16 protein-coding genes and 1 tRNA gene are annotated in these 19,889 nt (G+C 63.7%); 8 read left to right on the top strand and 9 right to left on the bottom strand.

What is annotated here, in order from left to right; translation table 11 throughout:
- Positions 1 to 6 precede the first annotated feature (6 nt).
- The 4 genes from NRS07_RS15990 to folD are packed head-to-tail and all read right to left on the bottom strand — an operon-like array spanning position 7 to position 3,879.
- Positions 7 to 387, bottom strand: a complete 381-nt coding sequence (locus tag NRS07_RS15990) for a hypothetical protein (protein WP_259208672.1) — start codon at positions 385 to 387, stop codon at positions 7 to 9.
- Positions 384 to 809, bottom strand: a complete 426-nt coding sequence (locus NRS07_RS15985; RefSeq protein ID WP_259208669.1) for a DNA polymerase III subunit chi — start codon at positions 807 to 809, stop codon at positions 384 to 386. The genes NRS07_RS15990 and NRS07_RS15985 overlap by 4 nt, the downstream gene beginning before the upstream one ends.
- A gap of 56 nt (positions 810 to 865) precedes the next feature.
- Positions 866 to 2,941 carry a M3 family metallopeptidase gene (locus NRS07_RS15980; protein WP_259208668.1) on the bottom strand — a complete coding sequence of 692 codons (2,076 nt, stop codon included), beginning with the start codon at positions 2,939 to 2,941 and terminating at the stop codon, positions 866 to 868.
- A gap of 29 nt (positions 2,942 to 2,970) precedes the next feature.
- On the bottom strand, positions 2,971 to 3,879 hold the full coding sequence (gene folD, locus NRS07_RS15975) for a bifunctional methylenetetrahydrofolate dehydrogenase/methenyltetrahydrofolate cyclohydrolase FolD (RefSeq protein ID WP_259208666.1): 909 nt from the start codon (positions 3,877 to 3,879) through the stop codon (positions 2,971 to 2,973).
- A gap of 293 nt (positions 3,880 to 4,172) precedes the next feature.
- Between folD and aceE the strand changes: the two genes are divergently transcribed.
- From aceE to lpdA, 3 genes are all read left to right on the top strand, one after another.
- Positions 4,173 to 6,878, top strand: coding sequence for a pyruvate dehydrogenase (acetyl-transferring), homodimeric type (aceE, locus tag NRS07_RS15970; protein ID WP_259208664.1), 2,706 nt, complete (start codon positions 4,173 to 4,175; stop codon positions 6,876 to 6,878).
- A gap of 73 nt (positions 6,879 to 6,951) precedes the next feature.
- Entirely contained in the window at positions 6,952 to 8,598 is a 1,647-nt protein-coding gene (gene aceF / locus NRS07_RS15965; protein WP_259208662.1) for a dihydrolipoyllysine-residue acetyltransferase, read from the top strand.
- Between the two features lie 12 nt (positions 8,599 to 8,610).
- The gene (gene lpdA / locus NRS07_RS15960; RefSeq protein WP_259208658.1) at positions 8,611 to 10,419 is read left to right on the top strand and encodes a dihydrolipoyl dehydrogenase; all 1,809 of its coding nucleotides are present in this window, start codon (positions 8,611 to 8,613) and stop codon (positions 10,417 to 10,419) included.
- A 66-nt stretch (positions 10,420 to 10,485) separates the two neighbouring features.
- Here the strand turns inward: lpdA and NRS07_RS15955 are convergent, their stop codons facing one another.
- Positions 10,486 to 12,780 carry a glycogen-debranching protein gene (locus NRS07_RS15955; protein ID WP_259208657.1) on the bottom strand — a complete coding sequence of 765 codons (2,295 nt, stop codon included), beginning with the start codon at positions 12,778 to 12,780 and terminating at the stop codon, positions 10,486 to 10,488.
- Positions 12,781 to 13,118: 338 nt separating this feature from the next.
- On the opposite strand from NRS07_RS15955, the gene NRS07_RS15950 reads away from it, so the two are divergent.
- Positions 13,119 to 13,436, top strand: coding sequence for a hypothetical protein (locus tag NRS07_RS15950; RefSeq protein ID WP_259208654.1), 318 nt, complete (start codon positions 13,119 to 13,121; stop codon positions 13,434 to 13,436).
- Between the two features lie 54 nt (positions 13,437 to 13,490).
- On the opposite strand, the gene NRS07_RS15945 is transcribed toward NRS07_RS15950, so the two are convergent.
- Positions 13,491 to 13,676 (bottom strand): hypothetical protein, encoded by a 186-nt coding sequence (locus NRS07_RS15945; RefSeq protein ID WP_259208651.1) that lies wholly within the window; start codon positions 13,674 to 13,676, stop codon positions 13,491 to 13,493.
- 367 nt (positions 13,677 to 14,043) lie between these two features.
- Here NRS07_RS15945 and NRS07_RS15940 point away from each other — a divergent pair, with 367 nt between their 5' ends.
- The 4 genes from NRS07_RS15940 to NRS07_RS15925 all read left to right on the top strand — a co-directional run bounded on the left by NRS07_RS15940 (position 14,044) and on the right by NRS07_RS15925 (position 18,165).
- Positions 14,044 to 15,336: a methyl-accepting chemotaxis protein gene (locus NRS07_RS15940; protein ID WP_259208649.1), complete on the top strand. Its 1,293-nt coding sequence runs from the start codon at positions 14,044 to 14,046 to the stop codon at positions 15,334 to 15,336.
- A 141-nt stretch (positions 15,337 to 15,477) separates the two neighbouring features.
- Positions 15,478 to 16,176, top strand: a complete 699-nt coding sequence (locus NRS07_RS15935; RefSeq protein ID WP_259208647.1) for a hypothetical protein — start codon at positions 15,478 to 15,480, stop codon at positions 16,174 to 16,176.
- Positions 16,177 to 16,298: 122 nt separating this feature from the next.
- On the top strand, positions 16,299 to 17,231 hold the full coding sequence (locus tag NRS07_RS15930) for a BON domain-containing protein (RefSeq protein WP_259208644.1): 933 nt from the start codon (positions 16,299 to 16,301) through the stop codon (positions 17,229 to 17,231).
- Between the two features lie 118 nt (positions 17,232 to 17,349).
- Positions 17,350 to 18,165, top strand: a complete 816-nt coding sequence (locus NRS07_RS15925; protein WP_259208643.1) for an HDOD domain-containing protein — start codon at positions 17,350 to 17,352, stop codon at positions 18,163 to 18,165.
- A 33-nt stretch (positions 18,166 to 18,198) separates the two neighbouring features.
- On the opposite strand, the gene NRS07_RS15920 is transcribed toward NRS07_RS15925, so the two are convergent.
- From NRS07_RS15920 to NRS07_RS15910, 3 genes are all read right to left on the bottom strand, one after another.
- A complete protein-coding gene (locus tag NRS07_RS15920; RefSeq protein ID WP_259208641.1) occupies positions 18,199 to 18,792 on the bottom strand; it encodes a YigZ family protein in 594 nt (197 codons plus the stop codon).
- 123 nt (positions 18,793 to 18,915) lie between these two features.
- Positions 18,916 to 18,991: transfer RNA gene (locus tag NRS07_RS15915), tRNA-Lys, on the bottom strand.
- 94 nt (positions 18,992 to 19,085) lie between these two features.
- Positions 19,086 to 19,601, bottom strand: coding sequence for a hypothetical protein (locus NRS07_RS15910; RefSeq protein WP_259208639.1), 516 nt, complete (start codon positions 19,599 to 19,601; stop codon positions 19,086 to 19,088).
- Between the last annotated feature and the right edge of the window lie 288 nt (positions 19,602 to 19,889).

Here is a 19,889-nt window from a genome sequence, read left to right as displayed (position 1 = left end):
CGCCGTTTATCCGTCGAGCGTCTTGAGGTAGGTGATTTCCTGCGCCACCGCCTGGCTGACGATCTCTCCCAGCGCCGCCTGCAGGCCCTCGCCCAGCTCTGCACTGAAGCGCTCCAGCGAACGCTGCATCGCGTCGGCCATCGCATCGCGTACCCGCCCCTCGAGCACGAAATCGACGCGGCCCTGCAACTGCTGCAGCACGCGTTCGGTCACGCGGCGTTCCAGCACGCTCCATTGCTCGCCGGTCCAGCGTTCGAGCGCGCGGCGTTCGAGCTGTTCGGCCTCGGGGGCGATGGCAGCGTCTTGAACCGGAGCGACGGCGGCCGGCTCGCTCACGACTTCGGTCAGCACCGGGATGCTCGCATCAAAAGCGGAATGTTGGTTCATGACTTTCCTGCGACGAAGTGGGTCAGGGGATAGGACTGCTTCTTGTATGCAGCATAGCGCTGGCGGCCGGCCGCCGCATCGTCTTCGTCAAGGGAGATGATCTCGAATACGCGCGCGAACTGCGCCAGCCCGGCGGGCGTGCGGCGCGTCAGGTTGACCAGCATGTCGTGGTGCGGCAGCGCCACCGCTTCGTCGAAGGTGACGATTACCGGCGTGAGCGCTGCCAGCGGGTCGTGCGCCATCACGTGGGCAATGAAGTCGGTATCGGATAGCGTCCACAGCGCCGCATCGAACGCTGCGGCCTGCTCGGCATTTTCAAGCAGCACGACGACCTTGGCCTTGGCGGCATGGGCCTTGCGCACCAGGCGGCAGGCATAGGCCAGCTTGTCGGGGATATTGGTATGGAAGTCGATGCGCGTCATGGTGTAGCAATATACAGGGCGGCACCTGGCCGCCCTGGGGTCGATTCAAATGTCGCTCAGCGGCTCATGCCGCTGTGGCGCAACAGCGCATCGATCGATGGCTCGCGGCCGCGGAAGGCCCTGAACGATTCCAGTGCCGGGCGTGAACCGCCCATGGCCAGGATCTCGCGCTGGAAGCGCTTGCCGGTTTCGGCCAGGTTGCCGCCTTCGAGCGCTTCCTCGAAGGCCGCATAGGCGTCGGCCGACAGCACTTCGGCCCACTTGTAGCTGTAGTAGCCGGCCGCATAGCCGCCCGAGAAGATGTGGCCGAACGCATGCTGGAAGCGGTTGAAACTTGGCGGAATCAGGACCGAGAACTTCTCGCGCACCTCGTTGATCAGGTCCTGCACGGTGTGCTGGCTTTCCGGATCGAAGTCGTAGTGCAGGTGCATGTCGATCAGCGAGAACTCGACCTGGCGCAAGGTCACCATCCCTGACTGGAAGTTCTTTGCGGCCAGCATCTTGTCGTACAGCGCGCGCGGCAGCGGCTCGCCGGTCGTGACATGCGCAGTCATCTGCTGCAGCTTGTCCCACTCCCAGCAGAAATTCTCCATGAACTGGGAAGGCAGTTCCACCGCATCCCACTCCACGCCCGAGATACCCGACACCGACAGCTCTTCGACTTCGGTCAGCATGTGGTGCAGGCCGTGGCCGAATTCGTGGAACAGGGTAATGACTTCGTCGTGCGTGAACAGCGAAGGCTGCAGCTTGCCATCGACCGTTGCCGGCGGGGTGAAGTTGCAGGTGAGGTAGGCGATCGGCGTCTGCACGATGCCGCCCGTGGCCAGGCGCCGGCCGCGCGCGTCGTCCATCCAGGCGCCCTGGCCCTTGCCGGCGCGCGCGTACAGGTCGAGGTAGAACTGGCCAATGAGTTCGCCATCGCGCTCGATGCGGAAGAAGCGCACGTCCGGGTGCCATACCGGTGCTTGGTCGGGCCCGATGGCGACCCCGAACAGCTCCTCGATGATGGCGAACAGGCCGGCCACCACCTTCGGTTCGGGGAAGTACTGCTTGACCTCTTTTTCAGAGAAAGCATAGCGTTTTTCGCGCAGCTTTTCCGAGGCATAGGCCACGTCCCACGACTGCATGTCCGGGATGCCCAGCTCGTCGCGGGCAAAGGCGCGCAGCTCTTCCAGGTCTTTTTCTGCAAACGGACGCGCGCGCCTGGCCAGGTCTTCCAGGAACTCGATCACGTGCTGCGGGCTTTGCGCCATCTTCGACACCAGCGAGACTTCGGCAAAATTACCGTAGTCGAGCAGCTTGGCTTCTTCGTTGCGCAGGCGCAGCAGGTTGACGATGTTGGCCGAGTTGTCCCATTTTTCCAGCTCGCTGAACACCAGGCCGACATCCGACGCCTTGGTGGCGCTGGCGCGGTAGATGGTCTCGCGCAAGGCGCGGTTGTCGCAGAACTGCAGCAGCGGATAGTACGACGGGAAATGCAGCGTGAACTGCCAGCCGGCCTTGCCGTCTTTCTCGGCGCTGGCGCGGGCGGCCGCCTTGACGTCGTCCGGCACGCCGGCCAGCTCGGCTTCGCTCTCGACCAGCAGCTTGTAGTCGTTGGTGGCGTCGAGCACGTTTTCCGAGAAGCGGGTCGAGGTGGCGGCCTGCAGTTCCTGGATCTCGGCGAAGCGCTGCTTGCTGGCTTCTGGCAACTCGGCGCCGCCCAGGCGGAAATCGCGCAGCGCGTTGTCGACGATCTTCTTGCGCGCCGGGCTCAAGCTGTCGTAGTCGTCGCCCGTGCGCAGCTGCTTGTACTTGGCGAACAGCGCCTCGTTCTGGCCGAGTGCGGTCCAGAACTCGGTGACCTTGGGCTGGTTTTCGTTGTAGACCGCGCGCAGTTCGGGCGTGTCCATGACGTTGTTCAGGTGGTTCACCACGCCCCAGGCGCGGCCCAGGCGTTCGGTGGCTTCTTCGAGCGGCACCACGAAGCTGTCCCAGCTCACCGTCGCTACCGGTGCTTCCAGCCGGGCCACGACCTCGGCTGCTTCCTTGATCAGCTGGTCGATGGCCGGCGTGACATGCTCGGGCTTGACCGCGTCGAAACGGGTCAGGCCGGAGAATTCGAGTAGGGGATTGCTGGTGTCAAAGTTCATGGTCGTCTCTTCCTGAATAGGTTCCGGATTTATGCAAGGCCGGGTGTCGGTTCCATTCCGGTCGCTTGCGTCGGGCAGTCCTGGCTGCTGCGATGCACGCGCTCGGCCGACTCCACGGTGTTCATCAACAGCATCGTGATCGTCATCGGTCCGACGCCGCCCGGCACCGGGGTAATGTAGGAGGCCACTTCGCGCACCCCGGCAAAGTCGACGTCGCCGCACAGCTTGCCGGCGTCGTCGCGGTTCATGCCGACGTCGATCACGATCGCGCCGGGTTTGACCATATCGGCCGTAAGGGTATTGCGCCGGCCCACGGCGGCAACCACCACGTCGGCCTGGCGGGTATACAGACCCAGGTCCGGCGTCGCGCTATGGCAGATGGTGACGGTAGCATTGGCTTGCAAGAGCAGCAGGGCCATCGGCTTGCCAACAGTGTTGGAGCGGCCGATCACGACTGCATGCTTGCCACGCAAATCGACGCCGGTGCTGTCGATGAGTTTCATGCAACCGTAGGGCGTGCAGGGACGAAAGCCCGGCAGGTTGGCGACCAGCTCGCCGGCCGACAGCACCGAATAGCCATCCACGTCCTTGCTGGTGGCGATCGCTTCGATCACCTTGCTCGGGTCGATATGCCGCGGCAGCGGCATCTGCACCAGGATGCCGTGGATCGACGGGTCGGCGTTGAGGGCGGCGATACGGTCGAGCAGGGCGGCTTCGGACAAATCGGCCTCGTACTTCTCGAGCACCGAATGAAAGCCGACGTCGCCGCAGGCCTTGACCTTGTTGCGCACATAGACGTGGCTGGCAGGGTCTTCGCCGACCAGGATCACGGCCAGGCCGGGCTGCCTGCCGGCGGCGCTAAGCCGGGCGGCGCGCTCGGCGATCTCGCCGCGCAGTTGTTGGGAAAGAAGGATTCCGTCGATCGGTTGGGCAGGCATGGTCGGCTCGTTAGGGGCAAAACCGAAATTATAAGGCCCACGCGGGATTACTCTCCCATCTTGCCCGGCATACCGCGCGCCGCGCCCAGCCAGGCATTGTCATATTGTCCGCTCTGCGGATGTGCAGTTGCAGCATAGAATTTCATTATGTGGAATGACATATCGCAATTTGAAAAAGTCCAGACCCGCTGGTAGAATCGAACGGTTTATTTTCAGACATGTGAAATTTCACCAAAATCGCCGCCAGCCATATCGACTGATCGGGTGGGGCGCAATTCTAAGGAGACGCATTAATGTCAGCTCAACTCGACCAGTTGACGGCGCAAGCCGCCAATGATCCGGACACGCTCGAAACCCAGGAATGGCTGGACGCGCTCGAAGCGGTGATCGAACACGAGGGCACCGACCGCGCGCACTACCTGATGGAGCGCATGGTCGACCTGGCACGTCGCCGCGGCGCCCACATCCCGTTTTCGAGCAACACCGCCTACGTTAATACGATCCCGGCCCACCTGAACCAGAACTGCCCGGGCAACCTGGAATACGAAGAGCGCCTGCGCTCGTGGATGCGCTGGAACGCGATGGCGATGGTGGTCAAGGCCAACCGCGCCGACGGCGACCTGGGCGGCCACATCTCCTCGTTCGCCTCGCTGGCGAACATGCTGGGGATCGGCTTCAATCACTTCTGGCATGCCCCGACCGAAGAGCATGGCGGCGACCTGCTCTACATCCAGGGCCACAGCTCGCCCGGCATCTATGCGCGCGCCTACCTTGAAGGCCGCATCACCGAAGAGCAGATGCTCAATTTCCGCCGCGAGGTCGACGGCAAGGGCCTGTCTTCCTACCCGCACCCGAAGCTGATGCCGGACTTCTGGCAGTTCCCGACCGTGTCGATGGGCCTGGGGCCCTTGATGGCGATCTACCAGGCGCGCTTCCTGAAGTACCTGCACGCCCGCAGCATCGCCGACACCGAGGCGCGCAAGGTCTGGGTGTTCTGCGGCGACGGCGAGATGGACGAGCCGGAATCGATGGGCGCGATCGGCATGGCCGCGCGCGAGCGTCTCGACAACCTGGTAATGGTCGTGAACTGCAACCTGCAGCGCCTGGACGGCCCGGTGCGCGGCAACGGCAAGATCATCCAGGAGCTCGAGGCCGACTTCCGCGGCGCCGGCTGGAACGTGGTCAAGGTCATCTGGGGTTCGCAGTGGGACGCGCTGCTCTCGAAAGACAAGGACGGCATCTTGCAGCGCGTCATGATGGAAACCGTGGACGGCGAATACCAGAACTACAAGGCCAAGGACGGCGCCTACGTGCGCAAGCATTTCTTCGGCAAGCACCCCGAGCTGCTCAAGATGGTCGCCAACATGAGCGACGACGATATCTGGCGCCTGACCCGCGGCGGCCACGACCCGCACAAGATCTATGCCGCGTTCAAGAACGCGCAGGAGAACAAGGGTTCGCCAACCGTGCTGCTGGTGAAGACGGTCAAGGGCTTCGGCATGGGCAAATCGGGCGAGGCGCGCAACACCGCGCACCAGACCAAGAAGCTCGACGACGCGGCGATCCGCGAGATGCGCGACCGCTTCAATATTCCGATTCCAGACGATAAGCTGGCCGAAATCCCGTTCTTCAAGCCGGCTGACGACGCGCCCGAAATGCAGTACCTGCACGAGCGCCGCAAGGCGCTGGGCGGCTACCTGCCGCAGCGCCGCTCCAAGGCCGACGAAACCCTGGTGGTGCCGCCGCTCGAATCGTTCAAGGCCGTGCTCGACCCAACCCCGGAAGGCCGCGAGATCTCGTCCACCCAGTCTTATGTGCGCGTGATTACCAGCCTGCTGAAAGACCCGAGCCTGGGCCAGCGCATCGTACCGATCCTGGTCGACGAGTCGCGCACCTTCGGCATGGAAGGCCTGTTCCGCCAGATCGGCATCTTCAACCAGCAGGGCCAGCTCTACGAGCCGGTCGACCGCGACCAGGTGATGTACTACCGTGAAGACAAGGCCGGCCAGATCCTGCAGGAAGGTATCAACGAAGCGGGCGGCATGAGCTCGTGGATTGCAGCGGCGACCTCGTACTCGTCGAACAACCGCCAGATGATCCCGTTCTACACCTTCTACTCGATGTTCGGCATGCAGCGCGTCGGCGACCTGGTATGGCTGGCGGGCGACATCCGCGCGCGCGGCTTCCTGATGGGCGGCACCGCCGGCCGTACCACGCTCAACGGCGAAGGCCTGCAGCACGAAGATGGCCACAGCCACATCATCGCCGCCACGGTCCCGAACTGCCTGCCCTACGACCCGACCTTCGGGCACGAAGTGGCGGTGATCATCCACGACGGCCTGCGCCGCATGGTGACGGAACAGGAAGACGTGTTCTATTACATCACCATCATGAACGAGAACTACGCGCATCCTGGCCTGAAGCCCGGCCAGGAAGAGGGCATCCTGAAGGGCATGTACCTGCTGCAGGAAGGCGCACCGGCTGCCGAACAGGCTGCACCGCGTGTCCAGCTGGTTGGCTGCGGCACCATCCTGCGCGAGTCGATCTTCGCCGCCGAGCTGCTCAAGAACGACTGGGGCGTCGATGCCGACGTCTGGTCGGCGCCGTCGCTGACGCTGCTGGCCCGTGATGGCCAGGACTGCGAGCGCTGGAACATGGTCAACCCGGAAGCCGAGCAGCGCGTGCCGTATGTCACCTCGCTGCTGCAGGACACGCAGGGCCCGATCATCGCGACCACCGACTACATGCGCCTGTTCGCCGAGCAGATCCGCGCCTTCATGCCGAAAGACCGCAGCTACAAGGTGCTGGGCACCGATGGATTCGGCCGCTCGGATTCGCGCGTCAAGCTGCGCGAGTTCTTCGAGGTGAACCGCTACTACGTCACCGTCGCCGCCCTGCGCGCGCTGGCCGACGAAGGCAAGATCGAACGCGCGATCGTGTCGCAGGCGATTGCCAAGTACGGGATCGACCAGAACAAGCCAAACCCTGTGACCCAGTAAATGCTCGATGCCGCCATCTTCTTGCGGGGATGGCGGCGCAGGCGCTAACTCAAATAAGAACGGAGCTAACACTATGAGCATTGTGGAAGTCAAAGTCCCGGATATCGGCGACTTCAAGGAAGTGGAAGTGATCGAACTGATGGTCAAGCCAGGCGACACGATCAAGGTCGACCAGTCGCTGGTCACGGTCGAGTCGGACAAGGCGAGCATGGAAATCCCGTCGAGCCATGCCGGCGTGGTCAAGGAAATCAAGATCAAGGTCGGCGACAAGGTTGCCGAAGGATCGCTGATGCTGCTGCTGGAAGAAGCCGGCGACGCGGCCGCTCCTGCGGCTGCTCCAGCCGCCGAAGCCGCAGCCGCACCAGCCGCAGCCGCACCAGCTGCCGCCGCACCTGCTGCTGCCTCGGGCGGCATCGTCGAAGTCACCGTGCCGGACATCGGCGACTTCAAGGAAGTCGAAGTCATCGAGATGATGGTCAAGCCGGGCGACACGATCAAGGTCGACCAGTCGCTGATGACGGTCGAATCGGACAAGGCGAGCATGGAGATCCCGTCCAGCCATGCCGGCGTGGTCAAGGAGGTCAAGGTCAAGGTGGGCGACAAGGTGGCCAAGGGCACGCTGGTGCTGATGATCGAAGCCAGTGGCGATGCGCCTGCTGCTGCCCCTGCTGCTGCTGCTGCTGCTCCTGCTGCTCCTGCTGCTGCGCCGGCGCCTGCCGCCGCCCCAGCCCCGGCTGCGGCCGCCGCGCCGGCGCCGGCGCCTGCCGCCGCTGCCGCAGCGGGCGTCACCGGCTCCAAGGCCCATGCATCGCCGTCGATCCGCAAGTTCGCCCGCGAACTGGGCGTGGACCTGGCGCGCGTGCCGGGCACCGGCCCGAAGAGCCGCATCACCCAGCTCGACGTGCAGAACTTCGTCAAGGGCGTGATGGCTGCGCCAGCGGCCGCGCCGGGCAAGGCGGGCGGTTCCGGCGTCGGGCTGGACCTGCTGCCATGGCCGTCGCTCGACTTCTCGAAGTTTGGCCCGACCGAACTGCTGCCGCTGTCGCGCATCAAGAAGATCTCTGGCCCCAACCTGCACCGCAACTGGGTCATGATCCCGCACGTGACGCAGTTCGACGAAGCCGACGTCACCGACCTGGAGCAGTTCCGCGTCGAGTCGAACGCCGCGCTGGCCAAGCAGAAATCGAACGTCAAGCTGACCATGCTGGCCTTCGTCATCAAGGCCAGTGTCGCCGCGCTCAAGAAGTTCCCGCAATTTAACGCTTCGCTCAGCGAAGACGGCGCGGCGCTGATCCTGAAGCAGTACTACAACATCGGCTTCGCCGCCGACACCCCGAATGGCCTGGTGGTTCCGGTGGTGAAAGAGGCCGACAAGAAGACGGTGTCGCAGATCGCGACCGAAATGGGCGAGCTCTCGGCGCAGGCGCGCGACGGCAAATTGCCGCCGACGGCGATGCAGGGCGCGACCTTTACCATCTCGTCGCTGGGCGGCATTGGCGGTACGGCCTTTACGCCGATCATCAATGCGCCCGAACTGGCGATCCTGGGCCTGTCGAAGTCGGCGATGAAGCCGGTATGGGACGGTGCGGCATTCCAGCCGCGCCTGATGCTGCCGCTGTCGCTGTCCTACGACCACCGCGTGATCGATGGCGCGGGCGCTGCGCGCTTTGCCGCCTACCTGGCGGAGGTGCTGGCCGACCTGCGCAAGACCCTTCTGTAAGGAGCGCCGAGTATGAGCACTGTTGAAGTAAAGGTCCCGAACATCGGCGACTTCAAGGACGTCGAAGTGATCGAGCTGCTGGTCAAGCCTGGCGACACCATCAAGGTCGACCAGTCGCTGATCACGGTCGAATCGGACAAGGCCAGCATGGAGATTCCATCGACCCATGCGGGCGTGGTCAAGGACATCGCAGTCAAGGTGGGCGACAAGATGAACGAAGGCTCGCTGCTGCTGACGCTCGAGGAATCCGCCGCGGGTGCGGCCGCCCCGGCGCCGGCGCCTGCCGCTCCTGCTCCTGCCGCTCCTGCTCCTGCCGCAGTGGCTGCCCCTGCGGCTTCCCCGGCGGCTACCCCGGCGGCGACCCCGGCACCGGGCGCGGCCAGCTATGGCGGCCAGGTCGACATCGAATGCGAGCTGATGGTGCTCGGCGCCGGTCCCGGCGGCTATTCGGCCGCCTTCCGCGCGGCCGACCTCGGCATGAACGTGGTGCTGGTCGAGAAGTACGCAACCCTTGGCGGCGTGTGCCTGAATGTCGGCTGCATCCCGTCCAAGGCGCTGCTGCATGTGGCGCACATCATGGACGAAACCGCGCACATGGCGGACCTTGGCGTGAGCTTTGCCAAGCCCGACGTCGACATCGACAAGCTGCGCGCCTATAAAGATGGCGTCATCAAGAAGATGACTGGCGGCCTGAATTTCATGGCCAAGGCGCGCAAGGTCAATGTGGTGCAGGGCGTGGGCCAGTTCCTCAGCCCGAACCACCTCGAGGTGACGGGCGCCGACGGCAGCAAGAAGGTAGTCAAGTTCGCAAAAGCGATCATCGCCGCCGGCTCGAGCGTGGTGAAGCTGCCGTTCGTGCCGGAAGATCCGCGTATCGTCGATTCGACCGGCGCGCTGGAGCTGCGCCAGGTACCGAAGCGCATGCTGGTCATCGGCGGTGGCATCATTGGCCTTGAAATGGCTACCGTGTACTCGACCCTGGGCGCGCGCATCGACGTGGTCGAGATGATGGATGGCCTGATGCAGGGCGCCGACCGCGAGGCCGTCAAGGTCTGGCAGAAGTACAACGCCCACCGCTTCGACAACATCATGCTCAAGACCAAGACGGTTGGCGTGGAAGCGCTGCCAGAAGGCATCAAGGTTTCCTTCGAGGCCGCCGAAGCCGGCGCGGCCGCACCGCAAGCGCAGGTCTACGACCTGGTGCTGGTGGCTGTCGGGCGCAGCCCGAACGGCAAGAAGCTCTCGCTCGATGCGGCCGGCGTGACGGTGAGCGAGCGCGGCTTCATCGACGTGGACAGGCAGATGCGCACCAATGTGCCGCACATCTTCGCCATTGGCGACCTGGTGGGCCAGCCGATGCTGGCGCACAAGGCGGTGCACGAGGCCCATGTGGCGGCCGAAGCGGCGCACGGCGAGAAGGCGTACTTCGACGCCAAGGTGATTCCGTCGGTGGCCTACACCGATCCGGAAGTGGCATGGGTCGGCCTGACCGAGGACGAAGCCAGCCAGAAGGGAATCAAGGTCGAGAAGGGCCACTTCCCGTGGAATGCCAGCGGCCGCGCGGTTGCCAACGGCCGCGACGAGGGCTTTACCAAGCTGCTGTTCGATGCCGAGACCAAGCGCATCGTCGGCGGCACGATTGTCGGCACCAATGCCGGCGACATGATCGGCGAAGTGGCGCTGGCCATCGAAATGGGCGCGGACGGCGTGGACATCGGCAAGACCATTCACCCGCACCCGACGCTGGGCGAATCGATCGGCATGGCAGCTGAAGTGTACAAGGGGGTTTGTACGGATATGCCGCCAGTGAAGAAGAAGTGATCGCCCCGATGGCGGTGTAATGAAAAACGGGACCCTCGCGGGTCCCGTTTCATTTTGTGCAGAGAGTTACTTCGCGATCAGCACCAGCGTGCCGCGCCCGCACAGGCCGTAGCTGGTGTTCTCTCCACCGACCAGGTCTTCTGCGCCCGGCGCCCTGACCTGCGACGCGCCTTCGGCCCATGGGCAGGTATCGGTGACGCGGTACCAGGTCTTGCCCGCACCTGGCCACGGCAGCGTGAAGTTGACCTGCGCACTCCATGCGTTGTGGGCCACATAGATTGCCGAAGCGGGATCGCCAAGCTCGGAGCCGTCGATGCGCCAGGCGATCGCGTGGTTGGCGGTATTGTTGAAATAGGCCGTATCCGCGACGCCCCCATCGGGCTTGAACCAGCGCAGCTGCTCCATCACGTTGCCGTTGTTGTCCACGCTAGAGTAGAAATTGGCTGGACGCAGGGCCGGATGCGCCTTGCGGAAGGCCATCATCGCTTTCGAGAAGTTCTCGAAATTTGTCTGGTCTGCCGTGCGGGTCCAGCCCTGCCAGTTGGCCGAAGAATCCAGGTTATAGGGATTGTTATTGCAGTTCATGGTGCGCAAGGCCTCGTCGCCACCGACGATCATGGGCACGCCGGCCGACAGCATCATCAGCGCCATGCCGTTGCGCGCCGCCTTGCGCTGGTCTGCCGCAATGCCGCCCTGGTCCCAGCTGTTGTTGTTGTCCTCGCCACCGTCGCTCGGACCCCATGGCCAGGCCTGGTTATTGTTCTTGCTGTTACAGCTGTACAAATCCTTGAGTGTGAAACCGTCGTGGGCGGTGATGAAGTTGACTGAGTGCCAGGGTTTGCGGCCATCGTCGCCATACAGGTCGCTCGAGCCGGCAAAGCGGCTGGCCATTTGCCCGGTCGTGATAGTCGCGCTGCCCAGCTTGTTCTGCGCCTGGCGCACGACGTCGCGGTAGCTGCCATTCCATTCGGCCCAGCCGCTCGGGAAGTTGCCGACCTGGTAGGAATTGCCGCCAATGGCCCAGGGTTCGGCGATCAGGTCGACGCCGCTGCCGCCCAGGGCGGGGCGGGGCGGCAGTTCTGCCACGATGCGGTTGAGCGCGTTTCCTGCGTCCATTTTGTCGAAATTGAAGCAGCCGTGCTGGCAGGTGTTGCCCAGTACCGAGGCCAGGTCGAAACGGTAGCCGTCAACGCCGAGCTTGTCGCGCCAGTAGGCGAGCGAGTCGATGATCAGGTTCTGCGCCACCGTGTTACGGGTATTGTAGTTGCCGCCGACGCCGGTGTTGTCCCAGGAATTCTGCATGTCCGAGGTCAGGCTGTAATAGGTCGCGTTGTCCAGGCCGCGGAAGCTGGTGATGTTATACGTGGTCTTGTCGGTCGGACTCCAGGCGCCGCCTTCGCCGGTATGGTTGTAGACCACGTCGACCAGCACCTTGATGCCATTGTCGTGGAAGGCCTTGACCATTTCCTTGAATTCGCGGGTGGGGCCGCCCGGCGTCTTGTCGTAGGCATAGCGGCGATCCGGCGCAAAATAATTCAGGGTCATGTAGCCCCAGTAGTTGTCGCCGGTGTTGCTGTTGGGGTCGTTGTCGTTGGTATCGTTCTGGGTTTCCTGCACCGGCAGGAATTCGATGGCGGTCACGCCCAGGCTGGCCAGCCAGGCCGCCTTCAGGCCCGCGCCCTTGTAGGTGCCACGGTAGGCGGCGGCGATGCCCGTGTCGTTCATGGTCAGGCCACGCACATGCGCCTCGTAGACGACATCGTCCTTGAGCGCGCGCGTCGGCTTGGTGCCGAACGACTGGGTGTCGCCAGCCAGGACGATGCCTTTCGGCGCCGAGGTGCCGCTGTCGATGTTGCGGTAGGTGGCGCCGCTGGCATAGATGGTGCCGTTGGTCATCGTGGCCGTGGTCGGATCGTGGCTCAGTTCGAGCGCATACGGATCGGACAGCAGCTTGTTGGGGTTGAAGCGGTTGCCGGCGGCATCGACGTCGCTGACGAAACCGGTGCCCGACCCCTTGGTCCAGCTGGCGCTGTAGGGCCAGTTCGGGCCCCAGGCACGGTAGCCGTAGTAGAGCGTGCCGCCCAGCCCTTGGGAGCCGAGGGTTGCAGTAGGAATCGTCACGCTCCAGGTGCCGCCGGAATTGGTCAGTGTATAGCGTGCCTTCTCGGCAGTGCCGGTGGCGGTGCTGTACAGGTAGAGTTCGATGCGGGTGGCCTTGCTCGAGTACACCTTGAACGTCACATTGGCCTTGGTGGCGTCGTAGGCAGCGCCGAGCTTGGTTGGATTGATGGCGGCCCAGGCCGGCGCACCGAGCAGGGCGCCGGCGATGCAGGCGGCCAGCAAGCGTTGATGCAGTTTCATTGTTTGTCTCCGAAATCGATCTGTTTTATATGCAACCAGTCTGTGCAGTACTTGCCCCCGGTAAGAGCCCATGCATGCGCGGCTGATCAGCTTTCGTGTACTTCGCCTACCTCTCATGAGTAGCTCATCAGTACACCGAGGCGAAGCTACTCCTGACGCATAAGTAAGTCAACTGTGTCGTCGTAGTTTTAGTACGCAAGCTCTGTGCCGGGTGCGGCAAGGGGCCTGCAACACCTGCAATCGTGAGCAGCGCCCGTGTTCGAACCGACCGGCTATGATGGGGCAGTGTGGCGGCAAGCCCACTTGCCGCCGGTCGTGCAATGCCAGGAGAAACTGCTATGTATGAACACGGCAATGAATACGTCGGCACGGTGTTCGTGCTGCCCGAATCCCGCGCCTTCGAGCTCCGAACTGTGGTCCACGGCGAGCCCTTGCTCGTGCATGGCAGCATTTCCCAACAGCTGGCGGCGCGTTTCGGCGAGGGGCCGAACGCCATCGATCCACGCCAGGTGGCGCTGCAGCCGCGCCGGGTCGAAGTCATTACCCGCGAGATCCACGAACGCCACCGCGCTCCGCGCAAGGTGTATTGCCTCAGCCGCCTGTTCGATTTCGAATCGCACCACGCACCGCCTGCACCGGCTGAAACACGGCCCTGAAAATGAAACATGCCGCCCGGCTTGCGCGGGGCGGCATTGTTCGGGTCGGATCTTTCAGCTAAATGCGATGAACCGTTCTGGGATGTCGATCGACCCATCCTGCGCCGCGGCAGCGTAGGCATGCATCTCGGTGAGAACGGCCTGGAGTTGTTCGGTGCCCGGATTTTCCATGAAGCCTTTCATGCGCTCTTGCAGCGATGCTTGCTGGTCGCGCCATTCGTAGCGTGAAGCCTTGCTCATGCTGCCTCCTCGCGGCCAAGCGCCGCTGTCGTTTTATTGTTCATGACATTCTCCTGTGATGGATGTCAGAGTGACACGAAACACAGCAGGGGGTCGGTGCGATGGCGCACGCAATCCCCTCTAGACGTGCTGCGCTTAAACGATGTTAGCCGCCCAGCAAGAAGCTGGCGTGTAAATGCATCGTGGTGTTTCCGGCAGTGTTGTTGGAAACCACGCAACAGTGCTGCCGGATTTCGTCCGCTTGATGTGGTCGTCGCGACAATTGCCACAGGCGCCATGCTATAGTCGAAGAATTGCCGCAAGGCAATAAATGCGCCGCTTGTGCTGCGTTTGCCGACTCGGCAGTTGACTTCGAGCCTGATTAAATATGATCACAACGCCCTTGAGCATCGGCGCCCGCCTGGCGTTTGGCTGCGGCAGCTTTATACTTTTGATAATCGTCCTGTCCGCCCTGGCAATCGGCCGGGTGGGAGAGATCGAGCGCGCGCTCGACCACATTAACAACATCACCAGCGTCAAGCAGCGCTATGCGATCAATTTGCGCGCCAGCGTGCGTGACCGGTCCATTGCGCTGCGCGACGTGGTGCTGGCGCCGGACGCGGCCCATGCCGTCGCACCGATCGGCCTGATCAAGACCCAGGACGACCTGTATGCCCGCTTTGCCTCGCCAATGGATGCCTTGTTCCATGAGCTTCCGGATACGCTGGCGGCCGAAAAAGACGCGCTGGCCGCGATCAAGGAGCAGGAGCGCCGCACCCGGCCGCTGATCGAGCGCGTGGCCGCCCTGCACGCCGCCGGCCAGGTGGCGCAAGCATCGGCGCTGCTCACGCAACAGGCTGCGCCAGCCTTCGTCGACTGGCTCGCCAGCATCAATGGTTTCATCGGGCTGCAAGAGCAGATCGCGAACGAACATGCCGCCGCCGCGCGCCGCACGGCATCCGGTTTCTTTAGCTGGATGGTGCTGCTGTGCATCAGCGCCATTGTCGCTGGCGGGCTCGGCGCCTGGGCCCTGGCGCAGGGACTGCGGCGCCAGTTCGCGCAACGTGCCGTGCCGGCGCCGCAACCTGCGTCCCCTGCAAGCGCGGCGGCGCCGCGGCTGGCCCAGGCGATGGCAACGATCGATGCCTCGTCCAGCAAGATTGTCGACATCATGGGCGTAGCCGACGACCTGGCGTTTCGGACTACCCTGCTGGCCCTGAGTGCGGCGGTCGAAGCGGCGCGCGCGGGCGAACGACGGCACGCATTCGCCGATGTGGCTATCGAAGTGAGCGTGCTCGCCCAGCGCTCGGCGGTGGCCGCGCAAGACATCAGAGAACTTGTCGCTTTGTCGGTCGACCGCGTCGAGGCCGGCGCACGTCTTGTAGACGAAGCCGGTGAGCGGATGGACGAGTTAGTCGCTGCCGTGCGCCGCGTCACCGACGTCATCGACGGAATCACCCCTGGCGTGCCGGGGCACACCGTGGAGCCCTGCCGCCAAGATGCGATCGGGCAGATGAGCGAAGCGGCTGGCCTGAACGCGGTACTGGTGCGGCAGGCAGCCGCCGCCGCCGCCGCGCTGGAAACGCAAGCCCGATGCCTGGCGCAGGTGGCCGGCAGCTCGCGGCCCGGTGTTCTGGCAGAGCAGAAGCTTGAACAGGCATGCCAGGCGGTGTCGGCGTAAGCAAGCGATAAGGGGCAGACGACAAGCGCTGCCGTGGCAGCTCTTGTGCTTTTGGACACAGCGTAAATTATTGCTGCAAGCAGGGCTTTAGCCCGGATTGGAATTGCCGTTAGGCATTTCATAGTCCCCCGGAGAATTGCCATGCTCAAGTCCATTTTGCTCGCTGCTACGCTGGCCGCAACCTGCATGACGCCCCCGCTGAACGCTGCCGAGCTGACCGTGCTTGAGCAGCGCTGGCTCGATGCTGCCGGTCCGGTGCTGGCCTATTCGCAGCAAATGCGGCTTCCGCTCGATATCACCGTCCAGCCTTGGCCGCGCACTGGCGATGTGCCGCTGGCGATGGGTTTCGACAAGGGCCGTTGCAAGCTGGTGCTTTCGCTGCGCAACAATCCGGATGCGCAAAGCGTGCTGGCAGGGGTTCCCGAAGCCGAGCAGGGACCGCTGATCGAAGCGATGGCCGCGCACGAGATCGCCCATTGCTGGCGCTACGCGCAAGGGGCGTGGAATGCGTTGCCGGCCGGCTTCGAGGAAATCGGCGAAGAATTCGCGGCCGACCTGTCCTTGCTCAAGGCCGCCAAGGCAATGCGCGAGACACGACGCGAAGAAGGGTTTGCCGACCTGGTCGCACTGGCATGGACGCGCCGCAGCAACCCGGACGACTATGCGCGCGTGTACCGCTGGCTATCTAGCGTACGCGACCGGGTCACGGTGCCGCGCAGCGGCCACGATACGCGTGCCTGGGTCCGGCTGGCGGGTGACGGCGCCCGTTTCGGCAATGCCGCCGCGCCCTTCGAGGCCGCCGCCGAGCTGTGGCGTGAAGGCTTGCTCGATGCCGAGTAATGTCGGAACAGCCAGTCAATATGATGTTTTATCGACAAGTGTACGTTGTCGCACAGATGGTCTCGAGCCGGGGAGCGTTTAATGGGTTCTGTCACAACAACCGATTATAAAAGGACACCATCATGAACAAGCTCCTCGCCACTTTGCTGGCTACCGTCGCCGGCGCCACGATCGCCGCCGCCCCTGCTTTTGCCCAGAAAGCCGATACCGCGGGCTATCGCACTGCGATGGACAAGATCGCGGCCGACCACAAGACAGCCAAGCAGAAATGCGATGCGCTCAAGGATGAAGACGTCTGCGAAGACCAGGCCGACGTGATGCGCGCCCGTGCCGAACTCGATGCGGTTGCCAAATACGACAATACGCCGGCCAAGCGTGACGCGGCCCGCCGCAAGCTGGCCGAAGCCGAGTACGAGCTGGCCGAAGAAAAATGCGAGACCATGAAGGGCGACCAGGAAGACAGCTGCAAGGCCAACGCCAAGGCAGCCCGTACCGCCGCGCTGGCCGATAGCAAAGCCACCCGAGACACCGCCATGGCCCATAGCGCCGCCGGCGCCACCGCTGCAGGCGCGGCCGTTACCGCCAAGGCCGATACCGATGGCGGCCTGATCGCTACCACCGACACCAAGGATCCGGTCAAGGCCGCCGCTGTCGAGAAATGCGAACAGCAGGGCAACAAGACTGCCTGCATCATTGAAAACGACAGCAGCAAGGCTGTTGCTGCGGCCGAGCGTGCCGGCGACAAGACCCGCATGGCCGCCGTCGATGCCGGCGACCGTACCGAAGCGGCAGCAGCCACTGCCGCCGCCAAGACCGAGCGCGCCGGCGAGCGCGGCGCCTCGAACCTGTCCGATGCCCTGATCACCACCAAGATCAAGGCTGGCCTGGTCAAGGCGCCGAACACCAGCGCACTGGCAATCAAGGTCGAGACCGAAAAAGGCGTGGTCATGCTGAGCGGCTTTGCCGAGTCGAAAGCGGAAGCCGAGCGTGCCGAGCAAGTCGCCAAGGGCGTCGACGGCGTGACCCGTGTCCAGAACGCGATCAAGGTGAAATAAACCGGCGCGTAGTTGCAGCTGGTACTGAAGCCCGTACGCTTGCGTACGGGCTTTTTTCTTGAATAGAAGGTAATGACTGACTGGCGGGATGGTCTTGCACCGGGGTTATAATGCCGACGTGAACAAACTTGAAGCTTTCGGATACATCGCCGCCCAGGCCGCGCGTGGAGACATTACCTTTCCCACCAGCGTGAATGCCGTGCTGCGCCTGCAGCTCGCGCTGGAAGATCCCGACTGCCATGTCGAAGAAGCGATCAGGCTGGTGCTGTCCGAGCCGCAGTTGGCGGCCCGCACCGTGGCCCTGGCCAACACCGCCGCCTTCAGCGCCGGTGGCGTGCAAGTGACCAATGTGCGCGCGGCTGTCCTGCGCATCGGCTACCGCCGCCTGCGCGGGCTGGTCGCAGCCCTGATGGTGCGCCAGTTCGGCCACCGCATCGCCGATCCGGTGCTGCGTGCCAAGGCCGAGCAATTGTGGGCGCACAGCGTCCAGGTTGCTGCCCTGGCCCAGGTGCTGGCGCGCCGCGTAACCCGTGTCGATCCCGATACCGCGCTGTTTGCCGGCATCGTGCATGAAGTCGGCGGCTTCTACCTGCTCTCGCGCGCCGACGAGTTTCCTGGATTGCTCGACGACGATCCCGAGAACTGGAGCGCGCTGTGCGAAGACGTCGTCAGTGCCGAAGTCATTCGCAAGCTGTCGATCCCGTCCGACGTGGCCCAGGCCATTGCCGCGCTACGCGACGGCGCCCTCAATCCCGAGCCGCATACCCTGCTCGACACGCTGCTGCTGGCCAACCGCTATGCACAAGTGGCCTCGTCGTTGGCCGCGGGCGAGAGTGGGCCGGATGCAGGCCCGCTCGACGCCGCCATGGTGCGGACGCTGCTTGAAGAGGCCGGGGAAACTGCCGAGGCTTTGGGCGACGCCACCCTGGTCTGATCCAAAGCGTGCCGCCATGCGCGCTGAAACGCGCTACTGGTCCATCCCTGGCCAGGCAATACGGCCGTGGCCGGCGTTGCCCAGGCGGATGCGCAGTGAAACGGCTTCTTCTGCCTTCAGGCTGAACTCGAACAATACGTCGTCGCCATGCGCGACCGCGTCGAGACGGGCGCCGGCTGCATCGAGCTCACGCCTGACCATGCCTTCGAGCGCATACGGCGCCGTGCAGCGCAGCTGCAGCAGCTTAATGATCGGCACCTTTTGCGCCTGCAACAAGGCTTGCGCCACGCTGTCCGTGTAAGCGCGAACCAGTCCACCAGCGCCCAGCTTGACCCCGCCAAAATAGCGCACTACCGTGGCCAGCACGCCGTCCAGGTCCTGGTGGCGCAGGACATCGAGCATCGGGCGGCCCGCCGTACCGCTCGGTTCGCCATCGTCGACCGCGGCCGACTGCCCACCTGCCAGCAGCGCCCAGCACACGTGTGCGGCGCCCGGATGAGCGGCGCGCAGGCCGGCAACGACCTGCTGCGCGCCGGCCCGGTCGGGCATCGGCTCGACGCAGGCGATGAAGCGACTTTTCTTGATCACGAGTTCGACGTGGACAGCGGCGGCGATGACGGAGGGCATGGACGGTGATCGGTGGGGCGCGGGGAGGGCGTTCGCCGCTACAGGGCAGGCCAGCACACGCGTGGCAGGACGAAAAACAAAAAAGGCGTCACGATTGCTCATGACGCCTTTGATGCTGAATCTTGGTAGGCCGTGCGGGATTCGAACCTGCGACCAACGGATTAAAAGTCCGCTGCTCTACCAGCTGAGCTAACGACCCAAGGAAGCCAAGATTATAGCGGCGTTTGCACGAATATCCAAGCGCTTCGTATCATTCTTGTGAAAATACGCGTGATTTGCGTCGGCGGTTCGGGTCAAGCTTCGAGTTCCTCGTCTTCGGCCTGGACTTCGTGCATCGAGTGCGGCTCGAGCTTTTCTGCTTCGACGTTATTGCGGATGAACAGGCCCCAGGTTGCCAGGATCGCGGCCGCAGCCAGGCCGACCGCTGCCGAATGTGGCAAATATTCCGGCTTGCTATGCATGAACTGGAATACGCCGATCAGGCATTCGATCGAGAGCGACACCACCACCACGATCAGGAAGCGCGACAGGAAGCGGCGCACCCGGGTCGGCGAGCTGATGTTCACCGAGCGCTGGACTTCTTCTTCCAGTACCGTCTGGCCCAGCTCCAGCGAGGCCACCGCGATGGTCAGCAGGCCGATACATTCAAGGATGAGCTCGAACCGGTCGCGGACTGCGAATTCGGTACCCGGATTCAGTGCGGACCAGGTCTCGATGCCGGCCAGGCCAATCAGGCCAATACCGCAAATGAAGAAGAGACCTACGATCAGCATATAGCCGACAAGGAATACGTTCTGAATGTATTTCACGGTGTGTCCGGTGGGTGTAATTGTCATAATTGTAATGACATATGCCAGCCGAACGCGTTCGCTACGCGTTCCGCGCGCCGCGGAGCGGGCACGTACGCTTTGCCGGCAGATCCGCGATGCAAAGCTGCTTGGCCGCGATGGCGGCCTGGCCTGTCACGGCTTGGGCATCTCGTTGTGGCCCATGGCGGGTGTCTGCAATATCCGGGTCTGGCAAGATTGAGGCGTTCGCCGGAGTTGACTACAGCAGGCGCTGCGGGGCGCTGCTGGCACAATCCGGTTTTTACAGAG

It is taken from the genome of Massilia sp. H6, assembly GCF_024802625.1.
Lineage (GTDB): Bacteria > Pseudomonadota > Gammaproteobacteria > Burkholderiales > Burkholderiaceae_D > Telluria.
The sequence above is the reverse complement of the archived record's forward strand: the minus strand, read 5'-3'. Positions and strand labels throughout refer to the sequence as shown.